This window comes from Nocardioides sp. Soil796 (genome assembly GCF_001429525.1).
Classification (GTDB): domain Bacteria; phylum Actinomycetota; class Actinomycetes; order Propionibacteriales; family Nocardioidaceae; genus Nocardioides.
In genome coordinates this window covers 192135-213619 of record NZ_LMSQ01000005.1, presented here as the reverse complement: position 1 = coordinate 213619, position 21485 = coordinate 192135, and the positions used below count along the sequence as shown (strand labels likewise).

The 21485-nt window shown below is 63.6% G+C and carries 23 protein-coding genes; all 23 read right to left on the bottom strand.

Annotated features, from left to right (window positions below; genetic code table 11):
- Positions 1-48 precede the first annotated feature (48 nt).
- The gene (locus ASH02_RS03655; protein WP_057294307.1) at positions 49-768 is read right to left on the bottom strand and encodes a ComEC/Rec2 family competence protein; all 720 of its coding nucleotides are present in this window, start codon (positions 766-768) and stop codon (positions 49-51) included.
- Between the two features lie 102 nt (positions 769-870).
- On the bottom strand, positions 871-1050 hold the full coding sequence (locus ASH02_RS03650) for a hypothetical protein (protein WP_057294306.1): 180 nt from the start codon (positions 1048-1050) through the stop codon (positions 871-873).
- On the bottom strand, positions 1050-4265 hold the full coding sequence (locus tag ASH02_RS03645) for a tail fiber protein (RefSeq protein ID WP_057294305.1): 3216 nt from the start codon (positions 4263-4265) through the stop codon (positions 1050-1052). Before ASH02_RS03645 ends, ASH02_RS03650 begins: the two co-directional genes overlap by 1 nt.
- Positions 4262-7066 (bottom strand): phage tail protein, encoded by a 2805-nt coding sequence (locus ASH02_RS03640; RefSeq protein WP_057294304.1) that lies wholly within the window; start codon positions 7064-7066, stop codon positions 4262-4264. Before ASH02_RS03640 ends, ASH02_RS03645 begins: the two co-directional genes overlap by 4 nt.
- A gap of 140 nt (positions 7067-7206) precedes the next feature.
- Positions 7207-7503: a hypothetical protein gene (locus tag ASH02_RS03635; RefSeq protein ID WP_057294303.1), complete on the bottom strand. Its 297-nt coding sequence runs from the start codon at positions 7501-7503 to the stop codon at positions 7207-7209.
- Positions 7504-7524: 21 nt separating this feature from the next.
- On the bottom strand, positions 7525-7908 hold the full coding sequence (locus ASH02_RS03630) for a hypothetical protein (protein WP_057294302.1): 384 nt from the start codon (positions 7906-7908) through the stop codon (positions 7525-7527).
- Positions 7909-7914: 6 nt separating this feature from the next.
- Entirely contained in the window at positions 7915-8178 is a 264-nt protein-coding gene (locus ASH02_RS25925) for a hypothetical protein (protein WP_156409701.1), read from the bottom strand.
- Positions 8179-8341: 163 nt separating this feature from the next.
- Complete coding sequence (locus tag ASH02_RS03620) at positions 8342-8695, bottom strand: hypothetical protein (RefSeq protein ID WP_057294300.1); 354 nt, start codon at positions 8693-8695, stop codon at positions 8342-8344.
- On the bottom strand, positions 8692-9012 hold the full coding sequence (locus ASH02_RS03615; RefSeq protein WP_057294299.1) for a hypothetical protein: 321 nt from the start codon (positions 9010-9012) through the stop codon (positions 8692-8694). The genes ASH02_RS03620 and ASH02_RS03615 overlap by 4 nt, the downstream gene beginning before the upstream one ends.
- Before the next feature lie 13 nt (positions 9013-9025).
- Positions 9026-9169, bottom strand: a complete 144-nt coding sequence (locus ASH02_RS25920; protein ID WP_156409700.1) for a hypothetical protein — start codon at positions 9167-9169, stop codon at positions 9026-9028.
- Between the two features lie 5 nt (positions 9170-9174).
- Positions 9175-9369 (bottom strand): hypothetical protein, encoded by a 195-nt coding sequence (locus tag ASH02_RS03610; protein ID WP_057294298.1) that lies wholly within the window; start codon positions 9367-9369, stop codon positions 9175-9177.
- Positions 9370-9375: 6 nt separating this feature from the next.
- Positions 9376-11058 (bottom strand): hypothetical protein, encoded by a 1683-nt coding sequence (locus tag ASH02_RS03605; RefSeq protein WP_057294297.1) that lies wholly within the window; start codon positions 11056-11058, stop codon positions 9376-9378.
- Complete coding sequence (locus tag ASH02_RS03600) at positions 11055-12272, bottom strand: phage portal protein (protein WP_057294296.1); 1218 nt, start codon at positions 12270-12272, stop codon at positions 11055-11057. The genes ASH02_RS03605 and ASH02_RS03600 overlap by 4 nt, the downstream gene beginning before the upstream one ends.
- Positions 12273-12341: 69 nt before the next feature.
- A complete protein-coding gene (locus tag ASH02_RS03595) occupies positions 12342-14195 on the bottom strand; it encodes an HNH endonuclease (protein WP_156409699.1) in 1854 nt (617 codons plus the stop codon).
- Between the two features lie 219 nt (positions 14196-14414).
- Entirely contained in the window at positions 14415-14819 is a 405-nt protein-coding gene (locus ASH02_RS03585; protein ID WP_057294293.1) for a hypothetical protein, read from the bottom strand.
- Between the two features lie 35 nt (positions 14820-14854).
- Positions 14855-15157 carry a hypothetical protein gene (locus tag ASH02_RS03580; protein ID WP_057294292.1) on the bottom strand — a complete coding sequence of 101 codons (303 nt, stop codon included), beginning with the start codon at positions 15155-15157 and terminating at the stop codon, positions 14855-14857.
- A gap of 40 nt (positions 15158-15197) precedes the next feature.
- Positions 15198-15374 (bottom strand): hypothetical protein, encoded by a 177-nt coding sequence (locus tag ASH02_RS25915; RefSeq protein ID WP_156409698.1) that lies wholly within the window; start codon positions 15372-15374, stop codon positions 15198-15200.
- Between the two features lie 64 nt (positions 15375-15438).
- The gene (locus ASH02_RS26935; RefSeq protein WP_156409697.1) at positions 15439-15804 is read right to left on the bottom strand and encodes a hypothetical protein; all 366 of its coding nucleotides are present in this window, start codon (positions 15802-15804) and stop codon (positions 15439-15441) included.
- A gap of 225 nt (positions 15805-16029) precedes the next feature.
- On the bottom strand, positions 16030-16209 hold the full coding sequence (locus tag ASH02_RS03570) for a hypothetical protein (protein ID WP_057294290.1): 180 nt from the start codon (positions 16207-16209) through the stop codon (positions 16030-16032).
- Between the two features lie 100 nt (positions 16210-16309).
- Complete coding sequence (locus tag ASH02_RS03565; RefSeq protein ID WP_156409696.1) at positions 16310-17017, bottom strand: hypothetical protein; 708 nt, start codon at positions 17015-17017, stop codon at positions 16310-16312.
- A 259-nt stretch (positions 17018-17276) separates the two neighbouring features.
- Positions 17277-18743, bottom strand: coding sequence for a recombinase family protein (locus ASH02_RS03560; protein WP_162262572.1), 1467 nt, complete (start codon positions 18741-18743; stop codon positions 17277-17279).
- Between the two features lie 10 nt (positions 18744-18753).
- Positions 18754-20358 carry a ComEC/Rec2 family competence protein gene (locus ASH02_RS03555; RefSeq protein WP_057294287.1) on the bottom strand — a complete coding sequence of 535 codons (1605 nt, stop codon included), beginning with the start codon at positions 20356-20358 and terminating at the stop codon, positions 18754-18756.
- On the bottom strand, positions 20358-21410 hold the full coding sequence (locus ASH02_RS26930; protein WP_056686625.1) for a ComEA family DNA-binding protein: 1053 nt from the start codon (positions 21408-21410) through the stop codon (positions 20358-20360). The genes ASH02_RS03555 and ASH02_RS26930 overlap by 1 nt, the downstream gene beginning before the upstream one ends.
- Positions 21411-21485 lie beyond the last annotated feature (75 nt).

Below are 21485 nucleotides of genomic sequence, written 5' to 3'. Positions count from 1 at the left end.
GACCCGCGGTGCGGCGGCCGGCCCGCCAGCCCGAGTCCGCGGGGCCATTCAGTCGCCGGTGGAGACCCGGAGCCTTCCGTCACGCAACGCGACGACCACGTCGCCGTCCCGGTCGGTGCGGAAGACCCGGGCTCCGGAGTCGCGCAGCGGTTCCATCGTGGAGGCCGCCGGGTGGCCGTAGTCGTTGTCCTCGCCCACCGACGCGATCGCGATCGCCGGATCGAGTGCGACCAGGAAGTCCATCTCCTGGTAGCGGCTGCCGTGGTGAGGGATCTTCAGCACGTCGACGCGCAGGCCCGGGTAGGCGGCCGCGAGTCGGGCCTGCCCGTCGGGCTCGACGTCACCGGTCAGCAGGATCCGGACCCCACGGATCTCGGCCAGCACCACCAGGGAGGCGTTGTTCGGGTCGCCGGCCAGCAGCGTGCCGGGCACGGGGCCGATCACCTGCATGCGCACGTCGCCGATCTGCTGCACCTCGCCGTACGCCGGGGTGCGGATCCGGCCGTCGGTCTCCGCCTGGACCGCGGCGAACCGCTCCTCCGGCTCCGGCAGCCCGCTGACGAGTACGGCGCCCACCCGGCGCCCACCCACCGTCTCGGCGAAGCCGTCGACGTGATCGGCGTGGAAGTGGCTGAGCACGATCGTGGGCAGCACCTTCACGCCCAGTCGCTCGAGGCAGTGGTCCATCGAACCGGCCTGGGGTCCGACGTCGACCAGCACGGCCTGCCCGTCGCCGGCGTTCAGCGCGATCCCGTCGCCCTGTGTCACGTTAACTCTGTAGTGCCTAACGGTCCCGGTGCCTCAACTTGTGCCAGAACCAGCCCATGACAGCGCACAGCGCGAAGGCGATGGACTCGGTGAACGAAGGCACTACTCAGGCGGAGTCTTCGCAGGGACCAGCAGGCCACCCAGCAGGGTCATCGAGCCCACAGCGATGTTCTGGAGCACGTCAGGCACGTTCTGATCCCGCACAGCCAGCACGATGATCCCGCACAGGGCCACCATGAACACCGTGCCCACGAACGTGATGACCAACTTCGTGTTGTCCATCAGATCGCCCTCATGATGAACCAGAGGGACAGCCACGGGTTCATCACGTCGAAGGCAGTGCCAGAGCCGGTGTTGCCGGTGTCCCCGGTGAAGTTGTTGACCAAGCCTCCGTTGGTGGTCGTGCCCACTGTGTTGCTGGCCCGCTTGAAGGAGGCGGTGGACTGCACAGCCATGTCGTTGGAGGACATCGTGGTGTGGCCGTGAGTCATGTCGTGCTTGTGAGCCGGAAGGTTGGCCACGCTCAGAGTCTTCGTCGGTGCGCCTCCGGTGGTGCCCAGAGCCTTTGTGCCCGCACCGATGGGCAGACGGTCAGTGAAGTTCGGCAACGTGGTGCCACCAAGGTGAGCGATCAGGTCTGCGTACTCAGCCGGGACCGTGGAGCCGTCCAGAGGGAGCCACCCGGCAGGGATGTCAGCCTTGGCCCCGTAGAACATCGTCACCTCACCGATGGGCCGCAGAAGTTGCCCGAGGGTCTTGCCACCGGCTCCGGTCTGCGGGGACGGGGTGAACGTGGGCGAGGCCACCACACCCTCACCGGAGAAGCCGAACTTCATCATCCACTTGTCCGGGGTGATGCTGTGCTCGATGGTGGTGATCCGGGAGTCATGGCTGATCCCCTTGGACGCGTTGCTGACCACCACGAGGTCGTAGAGGTCATGCAGTGCCCTACCCACGACAAGGTGAGAGACCTCAGTGACCGGCATGGTCACAGAGTTGATGCGCACCTCAGGCGTGGAGTTCGCGGTAAGGATCGCCTGCGCGTACAGATCGAGGTCAGCGGTCTCCTCACTGATCCCCTGCACGGTGAACTCCTTCGAGCGCACACCCCACTCGTTGATCGAAGTCTCATCCCGGTACGGGCCGTACGGAATCTCCTCCGTCTCCCCGGTGGCCGGGTTCAGCCGAAGGAACTTGATCGTCACTTCGTTGATCAGGTCGCCCGAGTTGAACGAAAGATCGAGGTCTGTGTACTGGGCCTCAGCGAAGGTGCCCGTACTGGTCGCGCCCATCAGGGCTGCGTCCCAGACCTGCAACACCCCGTAGCGGTCCACCCACGCATAGCCGAGGTTGGAGTCACGGGTGACAGCGATCTGGTCCAGCGCAGAGGCGTTGTCGTTGACGGCCACCACGGGCGGAGAGGAGTACTGCTGACCGGAGCCGTTGATGTTCCACGGCACCCCACAGCCTTCGACCACCCACCGGAGTTCATCAATGGTCGTGACACCTTCGCTGCGCGTCTGCTGCGCAAGGGAGGCGTTCGGGTCAGAGGCGGTGAGTTCGATCCGGGCACGCTTCTGGTCAGGGACGTTCGGGTTCTTCAGTTCGTAGGTGACCGCTGCGTCCACGACCTTGCCCATGAACAAGGGAGACCACTCATCGGAGTCGTTGTCCAGCGTCATCAGACGGAGACGGCGACCGGGCCGAATCAGGTCACTCTGTGAAGGATCAAGGGAGGAGTCGAGGATGGTGGCGGTCAAGGTCCCGACGTTCAGTGCCTCACGCACGACCTTGATGTCATGGGTCGGGCCGAGCACGTCGAGATAGGGCACGGGCTCCACACCGGACAGGTCAGACTCACCCACCGTGCCCTCGAAGTAGGCGTTGAGCGTGGAGGACTGCTGGACCATCACAGCGTCGATGTAGTGGCTCTCACCGGCTGCGAGGGTGTCATAGCGCAGGGACCACTCCAGCGAGGTTGCGCCAGCAGGTGCGGTGATCGTCTTGCTGAACCGTGTCCATGAGGTGGAGTCGGTGCCGACCGTGTAGACCGCGCTGGAGAGCAGTGTGGCTCCTGCGTACCAGTCCAACGTCCACTTGAGGGAACGCGCTGTGACAGCGGTCTTCTGGTACGCCGAGAGCGTGTAGGCCTTGCTGCCCTGCACCGTGACAGTGGTCTTCACTCCTGCGGTACTCGCGCCGAGCGGAACGGTGATGACCTTGGTCGAGGTCGAGGCGTGAGCGGTGCCGGTCCACGAGTAGTCGGTGTCACCAGCATCAGGAGTCGAGCCGTCGAAGTAGGAGCCCGGATCGGTGGAGCCGAAGTAGACCGCATCGAAGTAGCCGCCGAGGGAGCCGTTTACGTAGGTCTCGCCGGGGGTGTAGTAGCGCACGACGACGCGAGCCTTTGCCGCGTTCGAGGGTGCGGTGGCGCTCCCTGCGAGGTCGTACCACGTGGTGTCGCCAACGGTCACGGTCTTGGCCAGCACGGCTGCGGTGCTGATGTAAACATCGGCGGCGGTGTACCACGCAATGAGGAGATAGATTCGATTGGACTGGCCGGAGACTCTCGCGCTCACTCGCTGGTAATACTTTGTGCTCGGAGTGACGTCCATCAAGGATGAGTAGACCTGCATCGCGTTCGACGCACCGGGAGCAGCGTCATCATTGACGCGTGCCGCCCACGACCCAGAGCCAGCAGTGGAGGCGATGCGGGTCAGGGTCGCGTCGGCTCCGCCCAGTTCGAGCAGGGATGCACCCGACCACAGCGACACGTTCGTCTCGAAGGACGGGTTGCGCACGAGGTTCGTATGGGTCGTCACCGTCGCGCCGTTGGGCTTGACCTCCAGAGCCGCTGCTCCGACCTGCTGCTGTGTCGTGACACGGGTGAGGCCGACTCCAGCGTCTGCCGTCCACCCGGCTGTGTCGGTCTCGAAGGAGGGGTTGGTGATCAGGTTGGTCTTGGAGGTGCCCAGTGCTCCAGAGGTGGCAGCGGTTGCCATGGTGGCCTGCTGGAGGTGCCAGCGCTGACCACCGATGGGGTTGCCTCCGGTGTTGTTGCTGAACACGTCGAAGCGCAGACGCACGAAGGCGGTGCCAGCGGGCAGCAGGGAGGGTCCGATGGAGGCGGAGGCGGGCACTGAGGCGGTCAGGTAGCCGGTCTGCGCTGAGGAGCCGATCACGACCTGCGAGGAGTTCAGGTACTCGATCTTGGCCCGGTAGTACGTGGTCGTGCGCATCACCCACGACGCTGCGACGTAGTGCCCTGCAACGGCTGTGGCGGGCTCACTCGCGAAGTACTCCGGTGCGCCGCCTTGGGGTGCGTAGTTCAACTCCAGCCCGTAGCCCAGCGAGTCGGTCTTGATCGACCCGGTAGGAGTGACCCAGCCGTAGCCGCCCATCTCGCCCGACGTGTTCACGATCAGGTTCACAAGGCCGGTGGGGTCGTCCTCAACCTCCAGTCGGAGCACGCCCACGGTCTTGAACTGCTGGCTCATGCGCTCACCCGTCCACCAACAGCCTTGTACGCGTTGAGGTCCATCTGAATCTCACGGCCACGCTGCAACTGAGAGACCTGCTCGCTGGTCAACTTCACAGCCACAGAGGACCGCTGCTGCGCGGATGCGGTGGCGAAGGCCTGAAGTGCCGGTTCACCGAAGCCCTGCTGAAGACTGGAGGACAGAGCCTGACCGGCCTTCTTCACCCGGTACTCGTCCAGCCCGATGACCAGACCCTTGGTCACGTTGTCGCCCAAGCCCTTGAAGACACGGGACGGGGACTTGATGCCCAGTGCCCGCTTCACAGCCCTCACAAGGACGTTGGCGAGGCGTACAGCAGCCCTGTCCAGTTGCTTGGCCTTCGTGTTCAGTCCCTTGATCAGACCGTTGGCTGCTTCGATGCCCGCGCCGTACATGGTCTTGGCGGTGGAGGTCCCCAGAGCGGTGCCGGTGGCTGCCAGTTCCTTGGTCAGGGAGTTGACCTCAGACAGGGCCTGCTTGCCACCGGAGGCCAGAGCCTCAGCGGTCGCCAGACCTCCCTCCACACCGGCATCAATCAACTGCTGAAGGGAGGTCTTGTTCAGACTGTCCTTGGTCAACTGTGCGATCAGCGAGGCGTACCGCTTCGCGTTGTTCACCTTGTTCTTCAACTCGGTGATCAGGTTGCTGATCGAGGAGGAGCCGTCACCGCTCTGACCCAGTGAGGTGATGTTGCCGGTGGAGATGACCGAGGCCTTCACCGAGGCTACGTAGTCCTTGGCTGCCTTGGTGCGGTCAGCCAGCAACTTCTTCACAGCAGCAAGCCGCTTGTTCACACGGTCCTGTGCGGCCTCATTGCGCTGGATCGCCCGGTACTCGTCCTTGAGGGAGCGCAGCACCGCACGAGTGTGCGCACGCAACGCTGCTCCGTCGTAGCGCTTGTCCAGCACAGCCTTCACGTACTGGGTGACACGGGAGAGGTACTTGGCGACCGAGACCCAGCCGTTCTTCAGGCCCTTGAGGAAGCCCTTCATGATCAACTTGCCGTTCTCGACAAGGATGATCTTGTCCTTGGCAGGAGGACCCTTGAGGTCCTTGATTTCCCCTGCCTTGCTGGAGAGCCAGCCGGAGGCGTTGTCCCACGCATCCTTCATGCCCTGAAGGAGTCCGTCGATGATGGAGAAGCCGATGTCCTTCAGCAGGCCGGAGAGGTCTCCCAGTGCCCCAGTGACCTTGCCGGGGATGCCCTTGGCATAGCCCACGATGTCGCTGATGGTGCTGCTGACCTTGGTCTTCATCGCGTTCCACGCGGCGGAGGTCAGGCCCTTGATCGCAGCCCACGCACCGGACATGACGCTCTTCACGATGTTGACGCCTTGGGACACGATGCCCCGGATGACGCCCCATGCGCCCGACAGGATGGTCTTGATCCCGTTCCATGCGCCGCTCCAGTCACCCTTGATGATCGAGGTGACGGTCTTGATGATTCCCCGGATCACCTTCAGGCCACCTTCGACCACGGTCTTGAGGTTCTTGAAGGTGTTGGTGAGGAAGGCAGTGATGGTCCCACCGAAGACCCGCCACAGGCTCTGGATGACCCCGAGCAGCGTCTGTGTGGTGGAGCGCAGCCGGTTGAACACAGCCACGTAGTAGGCACCAATAGCGGTGAGGATCGGCAGCACGTTGGTCTGCATCCAGCCGAAGACCTGCATGGCAATCTCTCCGACCTTGGCCACACCAGTGCGGAAGGTCTCGGAGTTCTTGTACGCGTAGGCGATGCCTCCGGCCAAGGCCGCGATTGCCAGCACCGTCAGGGTGATCGGGGAGGTAGCGAGGGCCACAAGGCCCATGCCAGCAGCGAAGACGACAGCAGCCCCGGCAGCGATGCCCAGACCGATGCCGATGCCCTTGATGACCTCAGGGTGCTTGCGAAGCCAGTTGCCCACCGGCTCCAGCATCTTCATCAGGTCCTTGAAGCCGTCTCTGGCCTTGTCCACGTACGGAGCCAACTTGTCCCGCATGGCTGAGCCGAACGTGGTCAGAGCCGGGATCGCGGTGTTGTTCATGAACGTGAACAGAGCGGTCAGGACCGGCAGGAGGATCGAGCCGATCTTGGCCTTCAGATTTTCAAACTGAGCACCGAGGACCTGCTGCTGATGGGCCAGAGTTCCTGACTCCCGCTTGAAGGCACCCTGCGTCTTCGCGGTCTTGGACATCAGCAGTTCAAGGCGGGCCTGCATCTCAGCCTGCTTCTTCGCAGAGCCGGTCAACTTGTCGAGGCCCTTGGCTGCCAGCCGTGCCGAGACATCGCTCTGCTTGATGCTGACGCCGTACTTCTCGATGGGGTCAGCCTCACCCTTCATCAGGGAGGAGATGGACTCCACTGCTTGACGGGTGGTCCCGCCGAACGTGGCAGCCATGTCGGAGGCCCGCTTGTTCAGGTCGTCGGTGAGACCGGCAACCTTCTTCAGCGGCATGCCAGCACCGGAGAGCAAGGCACCTGTCACGTTGGACAGTTCCCGGTACTCGTTGGCTGACAGGCCGATTGCGGTAGCAGCCCTCTTGGAGTTCTTGATGACTCCATCGGCGTACTTGCCGAAGACGGTCTCAGTAGCCCCGAGAGACTGCTGAGAATCTGAGGCTGCCTTCACCGAGTCGGCACCGATCTTGAGCAGTGCTGCACCGGCCACGGCAGCGCCAACGGCTGCGACCTTGCCGACCTTCTTGAACTTGTCCGAGAGGCTGGAGGAGAAGGAGTTCAGTTCACGCTTGGCCTGAGCGGCATTCGCGATGATCGCAATTTTGACCGGCTTGGCTGCCATGTCGCCCTCCTCCTATCCCTTGATCCCGTGGAACTGCTTGCCTGCCTCGAAGAACTGCTCCCGCTCCAGCCGAGTGAGGCTCATCCAGACCTCCGGTGTCTGTCTGGTCATCACGCACCAGACGCCGAGGTCGAAGGCCGTTACGCGGCGGGAGTCTCGCCTTCCCCCGACTCCATTTGCACCGCCGTGTCGTCCTCATCCGCGAACATCGACTGTGCGGCCTTCAGGGTCATGCTCAGGGCCTGCTTCTTCGCCTCAGGGTCATTGCTGCCCTCACGCTTGAAGTGGACGAAGACAAGGGCACGAACGAACATCGTTTCCTTGTTCTGAGCGAGGTTGAAGACCTCATCTCCGAAGGCCTTCGCGATTGCGATTTCCTCAAATCCCGTCAGGGACTCGATGAACTCGTCTGCGGTGATCTTCTTCTCTTCATTCATGCTGTCTGCACCTTTCATGAGTCAGCCGAGGTTCAATTTCTCGACCAGATCGGAGATTGCTTCTTCGAGCGAGTTGGATGCCTTGGGCGATGCGGTCTCGTCACCCTTGGCGATGAAGTTGGCCGGAGCGATGTTGCGAGCAGCCCAGCCGTAGTTGATGGGACCGGCGTAGGGGATGGAGGCCCGACCTACGTAGAGGTTGACCTTCCCCTTGGCCTTGCTGACCCGGTAGTCACCCCGGAGGCGTCCAGACCTGACCGGGGTGACTCGCTGGTAATCGGGCTTGACCTGTTCACCGATGCGGGCAAAGGCGTCTTTGAGGTCTTCGACCTCAACACCCATCTTCTGAAGGTTGCGGACAACTCCACTGAGACCTTCGACCTTCACACCGATGGACTTGGCCATGACGGATCAGGGAGCCTCATCCAGCGTGGGCTTGGCGGTGCACGACCACTCAACGTCGATGGTGAAACGCGCGGTGGTCGAGGCGTTGGCCTCACCGCCGAGCAGATCGCCGTCAGGCTCAGAGATGACCGCGTTGCCCACGACGTGACCCTGACCGGCAGCCGGAGCGGCGTTGCCGTACGGAGCCAGCGTGAAGGGCACCTCAGTGCCGGTGTTGTCCCAGACCTCGCGCCACAGGGAGCCGGTGGCAAGGTCCTGAACGAGAGTCATCGCCAACTTGTATTCACGACCGCCACCGGAGGCAGCGTCCGCGAAGGAGGTGAAGTCCGAGTCCGATGCACCAGAGGTGATCCGAACGTTCGAGACCTCAGCCTTGTATTCCGAGCCGCCCACTTCGATGGTGAGCAGCCGAGTTCCAAGTGCGGCCATTGTTTTACTCCTCTTCTCGGTTGCCCTGAATCAGGACGGTGTTAACCGCGCTGCCCCCATCGGGCAGAACGGTGACTGTTGGGTACGCCTCTGTTACGCGCATCTCAGGAGAGAGGGCAGCCACCAGCAGCGGCGTCTTCTCGTCCATGAACTTCTCTGCGGCTGCTTGGTCCTGCGGCAGGATCACCACGACCTGCCACGTGTTCACTCCACCGAAGTCATTCGGGTATTCGGTGCGGTCCTTGCGGACACACGCGCCACCCGGCTTGGTCATCTGCTTGTAGTAGGGGAAGCAGGTGATCCCCTCCACGGTGCTGGCGGCGTCTGCGAGGGCCTGCCTGACTTCTGCGGCGCTCATCCGATGACCAACTTCTTGTACGGGGCTTCGAACCTGCGCACCTCGCGGTCACCGCCACCCGTCCGGGCGATCACTCCGCCTGTCTCCAGCAGCGAGGACTGGAAGCCCAGAGGCGTGTTCCTGTTGGCCAGATTGGCTGCCACACGTCGGCACAGGGCCTCAGCGAGGTCAGCAGGCCACTCAGTGGGCTCGGAGGGGACACGGCAGGCCTTCGCCTGTGCTGCGGCCTCAGCGTTGAGCGCAGCAGTAATCGTGGTGTCGTCCCACTCGGAATTCCCGAGGTACGCCTTGACGATGGTCAGGTCCGGCTTGTTCATGTCCCCTCCTTCCTCACTTGCTCTTCTTGGCAGCAGCGGTCTTCTTCGCCGCTGTCTTCTTTGCAGGCCGGGACACCGAAGGTGCAGACTCCGATGTCCCGGCAGCCTTGGCACGACGGGCAATGCAGTTCTTGACGAACTCCGACTGCTCAGCCATGCGGATCAGTCCTCGCGACTCTCAGAGGCCTCGACCCGGAGCGAGCCACAGACGTACAGACCCGGCTTGTCGAGGACGTAGGAGCCACGGGCGGTCACGACGGTGCCGTCAGGAAGGACCATCAGGGTCTGGCCCTTGGGTACCTTCACCACGTCACCGACCGTTGCGGCCTTGGCAGCAGGAGCCTTCTTCTCAGCCATGTCAGATCACGCCTTCGTGTAGGTGATCTGACGGAGGCCGGAGACGTCGTAGACGATGCCCGCGAAGTACGCGAAGCAGCCGATGTCCCAGCCCTCCACCTTCTCGGTCAACTTGTCGAAGCGGTTCAGGCCCGAGTTCCACACGTGCACCGCACCGGGGTCAGCCACGTAGGACTTGGAGTTGACGCCCGTGGCACCCAGCGAGTGACCCGGCTCCATGCGGTAACCGGCGATGTCGAGGAACGAGTACTTCGCCCCCGAGATGCCGTCACGGTTCTGCGGGTTGATGATCGGGTAACGCTTCTCACCGTCCGCGTTCTCGTAGGTGGCCAGCACCGTGTACAGGTCCACGTGACCGAAGGACTTGGTGAAGCGCGAGCCGTCCGCGAGGAACTGGAGACCGAGCAGACCGGCCTCAATCGCCTGACCGGCCACAGCACCCGTGGCACCGGCTGCGATAGCCGAGGTCAGGGAGGTGACGGTGGCAGCGTTGACCAGAGCAGCGGTCTTGGTCTCCAGAGCGATCTTGAAGGAGCGCTCGAACTCAGCCCACACGAGGCCGGAGACCTGCGGGTTGCCGCCCTGATCGCCCACTTCGCGGGTGATGTGCACCTTGCCGGAGACAGGCACCGGGCTGACGGTGGCACCGGCCACGGTCACAAGGTCCTTGTTCGTGGGGTCGGTTCCCTCGACGTGATCGGCCACACCAACGTTGGTCGCAGCACGGTCCAACTTCGAGTAGAAGAAGGGAGTGATGTCGCTGAGGCCACCCTTGCGGAAGGTGTCGAACATGGGGCTGGTCGGGACCGGAGCCTGACCAAGGAACATGTCCGGGCGGTACGTGGGCTGGTTGACCGCCGTGGTGTCTCCGGTGTCCACGAAGTCAGCGCCGATGTACTCAGCGGTGAAGTCCTGCACCCGCTTGAAGGCAGCCTGATCGCCGTAGCGGGCTGCGTTCAGGATGTCGGTGGCGAAGTCGAAGCCGGAGGGAGCACCCTCGTGACCGCTGAAGCGGTAGATGGGCTCTTCCTTGACGGCGAACTGTGCCGTGGTGACAGGAACCTTGATGTCGGCCAGTCCTTCGATCTTGGTGGCAAGTTCAGTGACCTTGGTGGCCAGTGCCTTGCCTTCGTCGGCAGAGAACGAGACCTGAGTGGCCTCGACCTTCTCCGTGGTCTCGTCGGTCATGTGATTTCCCTTCTCTGTTGCGGCGGATGCCGCCACGCTGGTGATGTGTGCTCCCACGAATGCGGGCTTGAGCGCGATTGCTGCGCCGTAGAGATTCGTGGACACGGCGTGCTGGACACCGCCACGGTTGACGAACTCGCCTTCGACCTCTGCGGAGAAGGACTTGAGGATGCGGTCCTCTGCCAGTGCCAACACCCGGTCACCCTCAGGGGTCCGGGCAATGCGGAACTTGGCCTGCACGCCTTCGGGCTGGAGGGTGAACTCAGCACCGACTCCCACCTGTGCGGCCATGGATTCGCGGTCGTGGCCGTAGTTCAGGATCACGTCGGACGGGTCCTCCGGCAGGGTCACGGTGCCCTCAGAGAAGGAGAAGGTGGAGACCTTCCCGGTGCGCGGATCGGCGGCAGGACGGGACACCGCGTTGAACGGCAGGAGCAGCCCTGTGAGGGTGCGCCTCTCAGTGTCGGCGGTGAAGTCTGCGGCAGACAGGGTGACCTTCATCGAAGGGCCTCCTCAGGGACAGGCGCAGGGAGCGCGGGAGTGGAGGACTTGGGAGTGCTCAGCGGAGCCAGCCCACGGCGCTCACGAATCTCGTTGATGTCCATGACTCCGGAGCGCACAAGAATTTCGTCGGTCTGAGCACTGGTGAGGTCGTCGGCCTTCGCGAAGTCGGCGGTGTCGAAGCGCACCGTGTAGCCACGCGGTGTCACGTCGGGCATGGAGAGCCGGGACTCAATGGCCCGCATGTACGGACCCACCACGAAGTCGAGGAAGGCGCGGCGACGGTCCTGCGCGTTGAAGTAGACCCGGCTGGTGGTGTTCAGGCCGAGGTCGTCGGAGTCGATGCCGGTGAGCCGGGCAATCTCGCCAATGGCCATTTCACGGGCCTGTACGAGTTGCAACTGCTCCGGGTTGAAGGAGTTGGTGTTGTACTTCAGGGCACCGGGGACATAGGCGGTGGAGCGCTCCTGACGGGCCTGCTTCCACGCGTCGAGGATCGCCCGTACTTCGGCTTGGTCATCGGGGTCATCGAGGTTGTACGGGTCCACACCGTCTGCGGGGCTGAACCAGTCCATCGGGGGAACACCCTCAGCCGCGTTCAGGCCAGCGGCCTCAAGGCGACCCAGAGCGCGGATAGCGCGGGCTCCGGCGACAAGCAGCGGGTCGTTCGGTCCTTCGATGCGGATGATCTGGTCATCCGGCTTCCACTCCCCAGCGGTGCCGGAGCCGGTGGCGGTGCGGTAGACGTGGAGGTCAGGCCGGTAGGTGACGGACTCAGGGTCCAGTCGGATGACCTCTGCGGGCTTGCCGTGCCAGCCGAGGTGCGTCACCCGGAGATAGGAATATTTACTGAAGAGCAGATCGTCAATGACGTTGGTCCACGTGGTGATGGAGGACTCTCCGGCCTCCGGCTGCGAGAGCAGAGACCAGTCCACAACTTCGTTGTTCTGGTCGTGGAGGCGAAGAGGCAACTGGCCAAGGCCTCCGGCAATGAGATTGCGGGCCTTGGAGACAGCGGGGACTGTCATTGCTTCACGACGGGTGATCCGACGAATTCCCTGCATCCAGAGCATTGCCTCATCGAGGGTCTGAACTCCGTAGAGGGTGCCGGGGTCGATATCGACGCCTGCGAAGACCGGCTGAAGGGACTTGGACGTTGCCGCCTCAACAATGGGGTCAGGCTTACCCGTGAAGAGTGACCTGAGAACGCCCATATGGACATTCTATTAGATTTACTAGATATCAATAGACGGAAAAGCAAGCACGTTTTGCTTGCTTTTCACCTAAACGCTTGAGGGCAACAGGATGCGCGGCCTTCCGGAGCGTGCCTTGCGTGCAGAGGTCAGTGCCCACACAGCGGCCTTGATCGCGTCCCCACGGGCCTTGGAGACCAGCCGGGGACCGTCAGCACCGGGAGTCGTACGGGCTGCCAGCACCTGCGTAGTGAGGTGTTCCCCTCCGTCGTGCATAGCCTGTCCTTCGGCCACCAGACGGGCGAGTTCCTGCACCGAGGCAGCAGGCCTGCCCTGTCCCTTGGTGGTGCGCACGTTCTTGAAGGCAGGGTCCTCCAGCAGGCTGGCTCCGACAGTGGCGCGTCCTCTGAAGCCGCTGTCCTTGAGGGCTGCCACGGCTGAGGCTGTGTCGGGGAAGTCGAGGACCTGAACAGTCGCCGTGTCGAGCCCGCTGCGCCATGCCAGAGCGACGGAGACACCTTCGGCGTGCCATGACTCCACTGCTGCGCTGTCAGGCCGTGTGTCGGGCAGCAGAGCGGTCAGGGTCTCCCACTGGTCTGCGGTGAAGACAGCGGAGCCGTGCTCCACGTGCCGATCCCTCAGCCGCCACATATTCAAGTACTGAGCCTTGAAGCCCTCCATCGGATCGGGGTCATCGAACTCGGGATCGGTCTCACCGGCCATGGCCTTCGCAAACTTGCTGCTCATCATCGAGGCACGGTCATCCGACCAGTGCGGGGACGCTGCGCGCCACACGGCAGGGTCAGCAGGGTCAGAGCCGACAGGCGCTCCCCAGATCAGCACCAGCGTCTCTCCATCGTCCACGCTGAGGGCATCGAGGATGCGGCCACGCATGAGGCTGGTTGCCCTGCGGTGCGCGGTCGAGGTGAGGACCAGTTGCGGAGACTCCCGCTCCAGCATCGTGGGCTCCAAGTCGTCATCAATGGAGGCAGGCTTCACGTCCCACGCTTCGTCCACCAGAGCGAGGCAGGCGTCATAGCCGGTGGTCGCGTCCTTGCTGCGGGCCACCCAACGATTCACGTCGGCATAGGAGACCTCCGGCTCAGTCATCCCCTTCTTGCAGGACCAGTCATCGCGAGGGCCAGCCCATGCCCACGCCTTGCGCATGACCTCCCGGACGATTGCGAGGTCCTTGCCGGTGTGCAGGACCAACTGCTCCGGCTCGAAGAGGTCGGGACCGTTCTCCAATCGCCACAGAGCCATGGCACGGAGACGGACTGACTTGCCGATCCGTCGAGGGCCAGACTCAAGGATGGTCCTGAAGCACAAGGTCCCGTCTTCGCGGTGCTGGAGTTGGAGCACCACAGCGAGACGCTGCCACCAGCGCAGGCTGAGCGGCTTGCCCCGCTCCTTCAGGTTCTCCGTCATCCACGCGAGGGCTTCAGGCCCGTAGGAGCCCACAGCCTCCGGGTGAACACCCGTGACCCACATCGGTGGGGAGGCGTTCTCCGGGACCTCCAGATAGGGCTGGAGCCATTCAGGTGCGTTCTGGCAGAGGTTGGCCCACGACAGGCCTTCTCGGACCTCCAGCGGTTGAGAATGGTTCTCGTGTGTGTGTACAGGAAGAAGCGGGGGCTTTCCGGCCTCCATCTCTGGGGGAAAAACGAAGCCCACTGACTTCAGCGCATCGAATTTAGCTTTTTCAATTACTGCTGCCTGCCCTGTCTTGTCACTGCATGCCTTGTGCTCGATGCGCCAATTGCTCAGCACCCATGTCAGGTGAGGGTGAGTGATCCGGCTCTTGACGTGGCCGACCACCCACTTGTCCTTCTCTGTGACTTCTTTCCCACACTGACCACAGGGCGACGGGAGTTTGTTGGCCATGATGCTGCGTGCTTCGAGGACCTTGCGACCTGCCCACCTGTCCTGCTGTGTCGTGGTCATCGTCTCTGGTCCTTGAGGTAGAGGCAGCGTGCGCTGCTGCGTGGGTGGAGCAGACCGTGGCGGGTGGCTGTGCGTATGGCTCTGCTGATGTCGGTGGACCTGACAGTGGGGTCGAGGGCCTGCCTCAGTTCCCCTGCCTCCAACGGCTGGCCGTGGTGTGCGGTGGCATAGAGGACCACCCTGATCCACAGGCACAGCCGTTGGTTGGTGTAGTCCATGTCAGCAGTCGTCTTCCTTCCACTGTCCGTCTTCCCTGACCCATGGTTCGGAGGTCTGGTTGATGTCGGTGTTCTCGTACGTGTAGGTGACACGGGCCATGTCGCCACTGACCTGTGCATCGAAGGAGGTGAGCGGTTGCGCCTCACCGAAGATGCGGGCTGTGCGCTTCATCAGGTCTGCCCACACCACACGGTCATTCCGTTCCTGACAGCGCTGGCTGAGCATGGAGTACGAAGCGTCATCGCCCGTCAGGTACGCGTCCGAGTAGGCCTCCACTGCGGTCCTGAGTGAGGTGTCCTGCTGCTTGGTGGTGTTCTCTGCCTTGTCGTCTGACTGCTCGCTACAGCCGGTGAGGCCGATTACTGCGAGCGTTGCCAGCACGATGACTTCCTGAATGTTGATCATGAGGTCTGCACTCCTCGATAGGTGGGTTTGTAGTCCTAGGCCTTCTTGGCTGCTCGTCGGGCCTGTGCGCGAGCCTGCATCTCTGCACGGTCTTCAGCCTGCTTCTGGTCGAAGGCTGCGCGGTCCTCCGGTGACAGCGCGTTGTACGTCTTGTCCGACATGCCCCGATCCAGTTCAGCGAAGGTCAAGTCATCCGGGTCTTCGCTGTCTGTGTCCCACGCCTCAAGAGCGAGGCGGGCAACCTCTACGAGGGTCAGGTCTGCCCTCACAGGAAGGTGGACGGCTTCACCCTTGTAGGTGAGTTCAACTGCTGTGTACTCGATCATTTCGGTATTCATCTCAAAACTCCTGCACTAGTTGGTTGTAGTACGTACGGCTTCAGGCCGGTTGATCTTCGTTTTTATTTTCTGAAACCAGACGAAGGCCCATGATCTTGAAGCCGTCGTAGCCCAGTTCGGTCAGGAATTCGGCAGTCCTGCGTTCGTGGGACTTGGGTGACTGAAGTTCCGGGTGTCTGGCCAAGAAGCGAAGGGCTTCGTATTCAGCGGATTCCATACTTAAGTATCGTCACCCGGCCTTCGTTTCTTCGGGCTCAGGCCGACTTTCTTGAACTTTCTTTTCAGCCGCATTCCAAGCCTGTGAACAAGGTGACTCCATGCTTCTTGGCCAACTTGGTCACGTCCGGTGAGGTCATCCCCATGGCTGCACCGACAGTCGCCGGGTCTTTCTCAACTTCTGCAATCCTGCGCATCCGAGTCACCTTCTGCTCCTCCACCCACTCAGGACCGTGAATGACCAGCGCAGCGTGTTCTGCGAGGGCCACCAGTTCCTCCGGGTCGGCACGGAGTTCGGTGAGGAATCTCGCTGTGACTTTCTCGATGTCCACCTCTACCGGCCTGCCGAACGGATTGCCCCACTTGTTGAAGTTGGAATAGTGAGTCAGACAGAAACTCCTTGTCCTCGCGGGCTTTTCACACCAGTTCACTGAACAGGGCTCCTTTGGCTTCTGCTGCCTTGGCTTCTGCTGCCTTGGCTTCTGCTGCTTTGGCTCCTCCGACCTTGGTTTCCTCTGGCGGGGCTCAGCATCACCATGACGCAAGAAACGTCGGTAGTGCATGGTGCAGAGATTCCTTGCGTGCCTACGCCTGTCACAGGTCTCCACAGCACAGGTCCGAGTTTCTGCCTTGGTGTCCATGTAGTACGTACGGCCTCAGTGATCGTGCTTCTTCAAGGTGCGGAAGTTCTTCTTCGGGTACTGGCTCCGGTACGTCTCACCGGAGTCCACCAGCCGCTTGTTTCGCTGTGAGTCCCTGCGGGCCTCTGTGGTGTTCAGCGTGGAGATTTCCTCCATGTCGGCCAGAGCCTTCTGGATGCGGTCCTTGTCGTTCATGAGGCGTCTCCTGTGTAGTCTGTGTTCGACGGCTTTGAATGCCTTTCAGCCGTCTGGCCCTCAGGACGCCTTCGCCGGTTACCTGAGGGCCTTTCACTTTTCATGAGGCAAGGCGCTTCCGTGCGCGGCTGATCATCGAGGGCACTGACTCCGGCTTCACGTTGAAGCGCATCGACAATTCTCGGTTGCTGAGTCCGGCTTCCACGGCGTTGATGATTTCCTGTGCCTGTCCTCCGGCGCGGGTCTTCTGCCACTCGTTGAACGCTGCACGTGCGTCCCTCTGCGCCTCTGTGTTGGCGCTACCGCCACGGGACAGGAACTCAGGGACAAGGAATGACCCCCAGTTGTCCACGGCCCTCAGATCGTCCTTGAAGGCCTTCAGGGTGTCGATGTGCCCGTTCCAGCGAGCGGGGGTGAGGAAGGGGTTCGGGAATTCGTCCACCACAGTGCCGCTCATCAGTGAGGCGTACTTGAAACGCACCTGCAAGTAGAGGTTGTGCGCAGAGGGCTTACCGGAACGCTCACTGATCCGGGCAGGGTCAACGCTGTGATGGAACCAGAGCGCATAGAGGTCTGAGCCGTCTCGCAACACCATGGAGGGCTCACGCTGACCAGAAGCGAGGTCCACGCCGTCAGGAAATCGGATGCAGAAGAAGTTGATCAGTTTCCCGTGGGACGGATCGGCAGACAGCCGAGGGTGCTCGAACCGAGAGAAGTCGGGATTGCCTGCGATGAAGTAGTTCTCTGCGAACCAACCAGCAGATGCCCCATCGGGTGAGAATGTCTCCAACATACGTATGCCTTTCATCGAGGGACTGTCGCGTTAGATCGTCCCTGCCTTCGCCTATTCAAAGCATACATAGCAAAGCTTACCTACGTACTTACTAAGTCAGGGTCGCAAAAGCGACCCATGACATCTAGAGGTAAGTCTTCGACTTCATCGAGCACCCTTGAAGCGAGCCGCGAAGCGGCGGCGAGCGAGCCTTTGCCTTGGGATTCAAGGCCTAGCGCAGCGATGGAATGTATCTAAGTCAAAAAAATAAAGTGAGAATCAGAGTTGACACTTGTCAGGTTAATTCGAACTCTTCCCCGTCAGCGTTGTACAACTTCACTCGATCCTCTCCCCTACCGGGCTCAATCACGATCTTCGGGAACAAGGCAGAGACCACGGTCTTGCGGTGATCGAGAGACAGAGCATCGAACTGCTGACCCATCTTCACCGAGTCCTCAAAAGAGGCCTTCTGAAGGCCCGAGAGAAGCCCAGCGAAGGCATTGCGCTCCGTAAGCCCTGCCAAGCCCTTCAGTGCCACTTCTCTGGCCTCTGAGAGGGCCTTCCGCTGCTTCTTGTATCCATCCGTGGAGAACTCGCCGTCAGCCCACAGGTCCTCCAACTCCTGCATCCTCTTCTCGATGCCTGCCACCTCACTGCGGAGGGACAGAGCAGAGGTGAGGTCGTGGGACTGAGGGACCAGAGATTCTATTTTCTGAAAAGTCAGAATGTGCCTGACATAGGTCCTGACCTTCTTGTCCACCATGGTCCGCTCAATGGAGGCACCACAGCCGGTCCCCTGCCCCGGTGCGTGCTTGTACTGCTCGTAGCGGTACTCCCTGCCCTTGACCTTCTTGACCGTCATACCGGCCACCAACGGCTTGCCGCATTTGGCACAGGTGAGGAGGTTGGACAGCAGGTGCTTGCGCGGGCTCTGGGCACGCCTCTGGCCGTCCAGCACCGAGCAGACGGCATGCCACTCCTCCACCGACACAAGCGGGCTCCACGAGGCTTCTACGCCTTCGAGGATGGAGCCGTGGTGCTCGACAAGGCCAGCGTTGCGAGGACGTACCAAGACCTTCTTCAGGCTGTTGTGATTCCACGGCTTGTCGAACGTCGTACGGAGTCCCTGTGCGTTCCAGTCACGGGCGATCTGAGAAAGATTTTCTGAGCCTTCGATCAGGGCTGTGGTGGCTGTCTTGATCGCCTTCGCTGCGTCCTCATCAACGATGAACTGACGGGAGTGGCCAACCTTCTCCCCCAAGGTCCAGCCGAACGGCACCGGGCCACCCGTGGAGCCTCCGGCCTGACGGGTCTGCTCGTTCTTCAGTAGGTGCCGCTCTGCCTTCATCTCGACCTCAGCCTGTGAGACGGACGCGAGGATCGTGGCGACCATGCGTCCGGCAGGAGTGGACAGGTCCAGTGAGCCACCCTGCACGGACTCGATGCTGACCCCGGTCTCTTCGGCCAAGGTGATGAACTCCAACATCTCCCGAGTGGTGCGAAGCATCCGGTCGATGTGCCATGACAGCACCACGTCCACCTCACCGGCCTTGATCAGGTCCAGCAGGGCTTCGTACTGAGGACGCTTCTTCTTGCCCTTGTACGCGCTCACGTCATCGTCCACGAACGGTTCAGCGATCAGGGTCAGGCCCTTGGCCTTGCCGAGCAGGGAGCAGGACTTGATCTGACGCTCCGGCTTGGCTGAGTCGTCGGTTCGGTTCTTGCTGACACGTACGTAGATCGCTGCGCGGAGTGAGGTCATGCGTTGCATGCTACAGAGGCAACCTGACATGCCCCACGTCGCACACCGTCATCACCCACCCCTCGGGCGGCCAGCCCGGCGACGGCAACGGCACCAGCACGACCAGCACCATCAGCAGGCAGCAGCCCAGACCCGAGGAGCGGTGGGCCAGCAGCGTGCCGAGCGTGACTGCCAGCCCCGCGCAGATCGCGGTGAGCACACCGAGCGCGATCCAGTCGGTGCCCCACTCGATCGCGGGGAGCGCCAGCCCTGCGGCGCGGTCGGCGATCGCGATGATGCCGCGCGCGCAGAGGCAGGCCAGCCACCCGGGCACCATGCCGGCCCCGCTCCACACCAGTCCGATGACTCCTCCGAGCAGCCCGCACACCGTGGCCGGGGCGACCAGCGGCCCCGCAGCCAGGTTTGCCAGCACCGCGACCAGGCTGACCTGGCCCGAGATCGCGGCCACCAACGGAGTGCAGGCCAGCTGTGCCGCGGTCGGTACGGCGATCGCCTGGGCCATCCACATCGGCATCCAGTGCGCCAGGGCACGCGACCACACCGGCGAGAGCAGCAGGATGCCTGCCGTGGCCAGCACGGACAGCGCGAACCCGACGGCCGTGGCCAGCCACGGGTCGAGCAGCAACAGTCCCACCACGGCCACGCCGATCGCCCGCACGCCCCGACCGGTGCCGTTCGAGCCCATCCCGAGCAGCGCGACCGTGCCCATCGCGGCGGCTCGGACCACGCTCGGCTCGGTGCGGGCGAGGAGGATGAACCCGACGATGCCCGCCGCCCCGAGTGCGTACTGCCAGCGGCCACGCACCCCGCACCACCGGCCCACCACCAGCAGGAACCCGACGACCAGCGTGAGGTTGGTGCCGGAGACGGCCAGGAGGTGGGTCAGCCCAGAGGCCCTGAACTCCTCCTGGACCTGGTCGGGCAGGCCTTGGTCGTCGCCGTCGACCAGGGCCGGCACCAGGTCGCGGGCCGGGGCCGGACCGACCGAGGAGGACTCCCTGATCGCGTGGCGCACCGCGGCGGAACCACGCCACAGGACCGAGGGTGGGTCCGCCCGCGGCGGCGGGCCGAACGGTGTCAGCACCGCCGCCACGTCATGTCCCCCGGACGGCGCCAGCCGGCCGCGCACGGTCATGGTGCTGCCCAGCTCGACGTGCGCCCACGACTCGTCGGCGATCAGCAGCACCGGCGTGTGCACGTCGTACGACGACCCGCGTGCACCCAGCACGGAGACGGTGCCCCGCATGATGATGGACGTGGCGAACTGCCCCTGCACCGGTCGCGGGTCGGAGGTCACGGTCACCCGCGCGGACACGGCGGTACGGGTCTCGGACAAGGCCGCAGCCGGACCGGACCGCACGGCCAGGTCGCGCAGCGCAGCACTGGTCCCGACGGCCAGTGCGATCAGGAACCAGGCCACGACGGCACGCCGCAGCGCCGGCGTCTCGACCAGGCGGAAGACCACCAGGGTGACCAGCGCGCCGGCCACGGCCGAGGGAACGGGCGCGAGCAGTCCTCCCACACCTCCCAGCCAGGCGGCCAGCCCGGCGGCCGGCATCCGCAGGTCGGCGACCTCCGGCACCTCGGCCAGTCGGAGCAGGTCACCGGCACGCATCAGAGTGTGACGTGCGGTGCCAGGTCGGCCAGCGTCTTCTCACCGATTCCGTCGACCTCGAGGAGCTGGTCGACGCTCTGGAAACCTCCGTTCGTGTCGCGCCACGCGATGATGGCCTCGGCCGTGACCGGACCGACCCCGGGCAGCTCCTCCAGCTCGGTGCCGGTCGCCGTGTTGAGGTTGACCAGCTCGCCGGCCGGAGCACCGGAGGACGGGGGTGACGTGGCCGCGACACCCGGCGGAGCGGGTACCCCGACAGCGATCTGTTCACCGTCGACCAGGGGCCGGGCCTGGTTGAGACCGCTGAGGTCGACGCCGCGCCGGACGCCACCGGCAGCCTTCAGGGCGTCGACGACGCGGGCACCGGGCTCCAGCACGACGATGCCGGGGCGTCGCACCTTGCCGGTCACGTCGACGACCAGCTCGGTGGACGGGGACGCCGATCCCGAAGACATCGGCGCCGACGCCGAGGGCACCCCACCCGCAGGCGTTGCGAGGGCGGCACCACCCATCGGCTCGGCGACCGGGGCCCCGGCGTCGTCGCGGATCACCCACCACGCCGTGATCGCCAGACCCACGGCGACCAGCACGGCCAAGGCCGCCACCTGGCCGGCCGTGAGGGCCACTCGACCACGGAAGGCGGAGACGTCGACCCACGAGCGCGTCGTACGCCGGGCGGCGTGGCGTCCCGGCACGGGCAATGCCGGCGCCGGCAGATCGACGGGAGCGTCGGGACCGGACGCCCGTGGAGAGCCCGGCACGACCGACGACTCGGGCAGGGCCGGCTCGGACAGAGGCGGCACTGACGGTGGCGGGACCCAGCCGTCGTCGTCGTCATCAGGCGCGATCGCCGACTCACGCGCCAGCCGCAGCTCACGCACGTGCGTGTGCCCGTCATCGCCGGGCCCGGCGTCGGGGGACGGCGACCGCGGCGGGGACCCGGACGGCGACCGAGTCTCGGGGCCGGAGTGCGCGCGCAGCTCGGCGCTCAGCAGCTCCAGCCGACGGGAGACGGCTTCGGCGTGCGCAGTGGACTGACCTCGGGGACGCATTCCACGACCGTAGGAAAACCCGAGGGCGAACGACAGGGCACCCACTCCGCCCTGTGGACAGGAGCGTGAATCGCG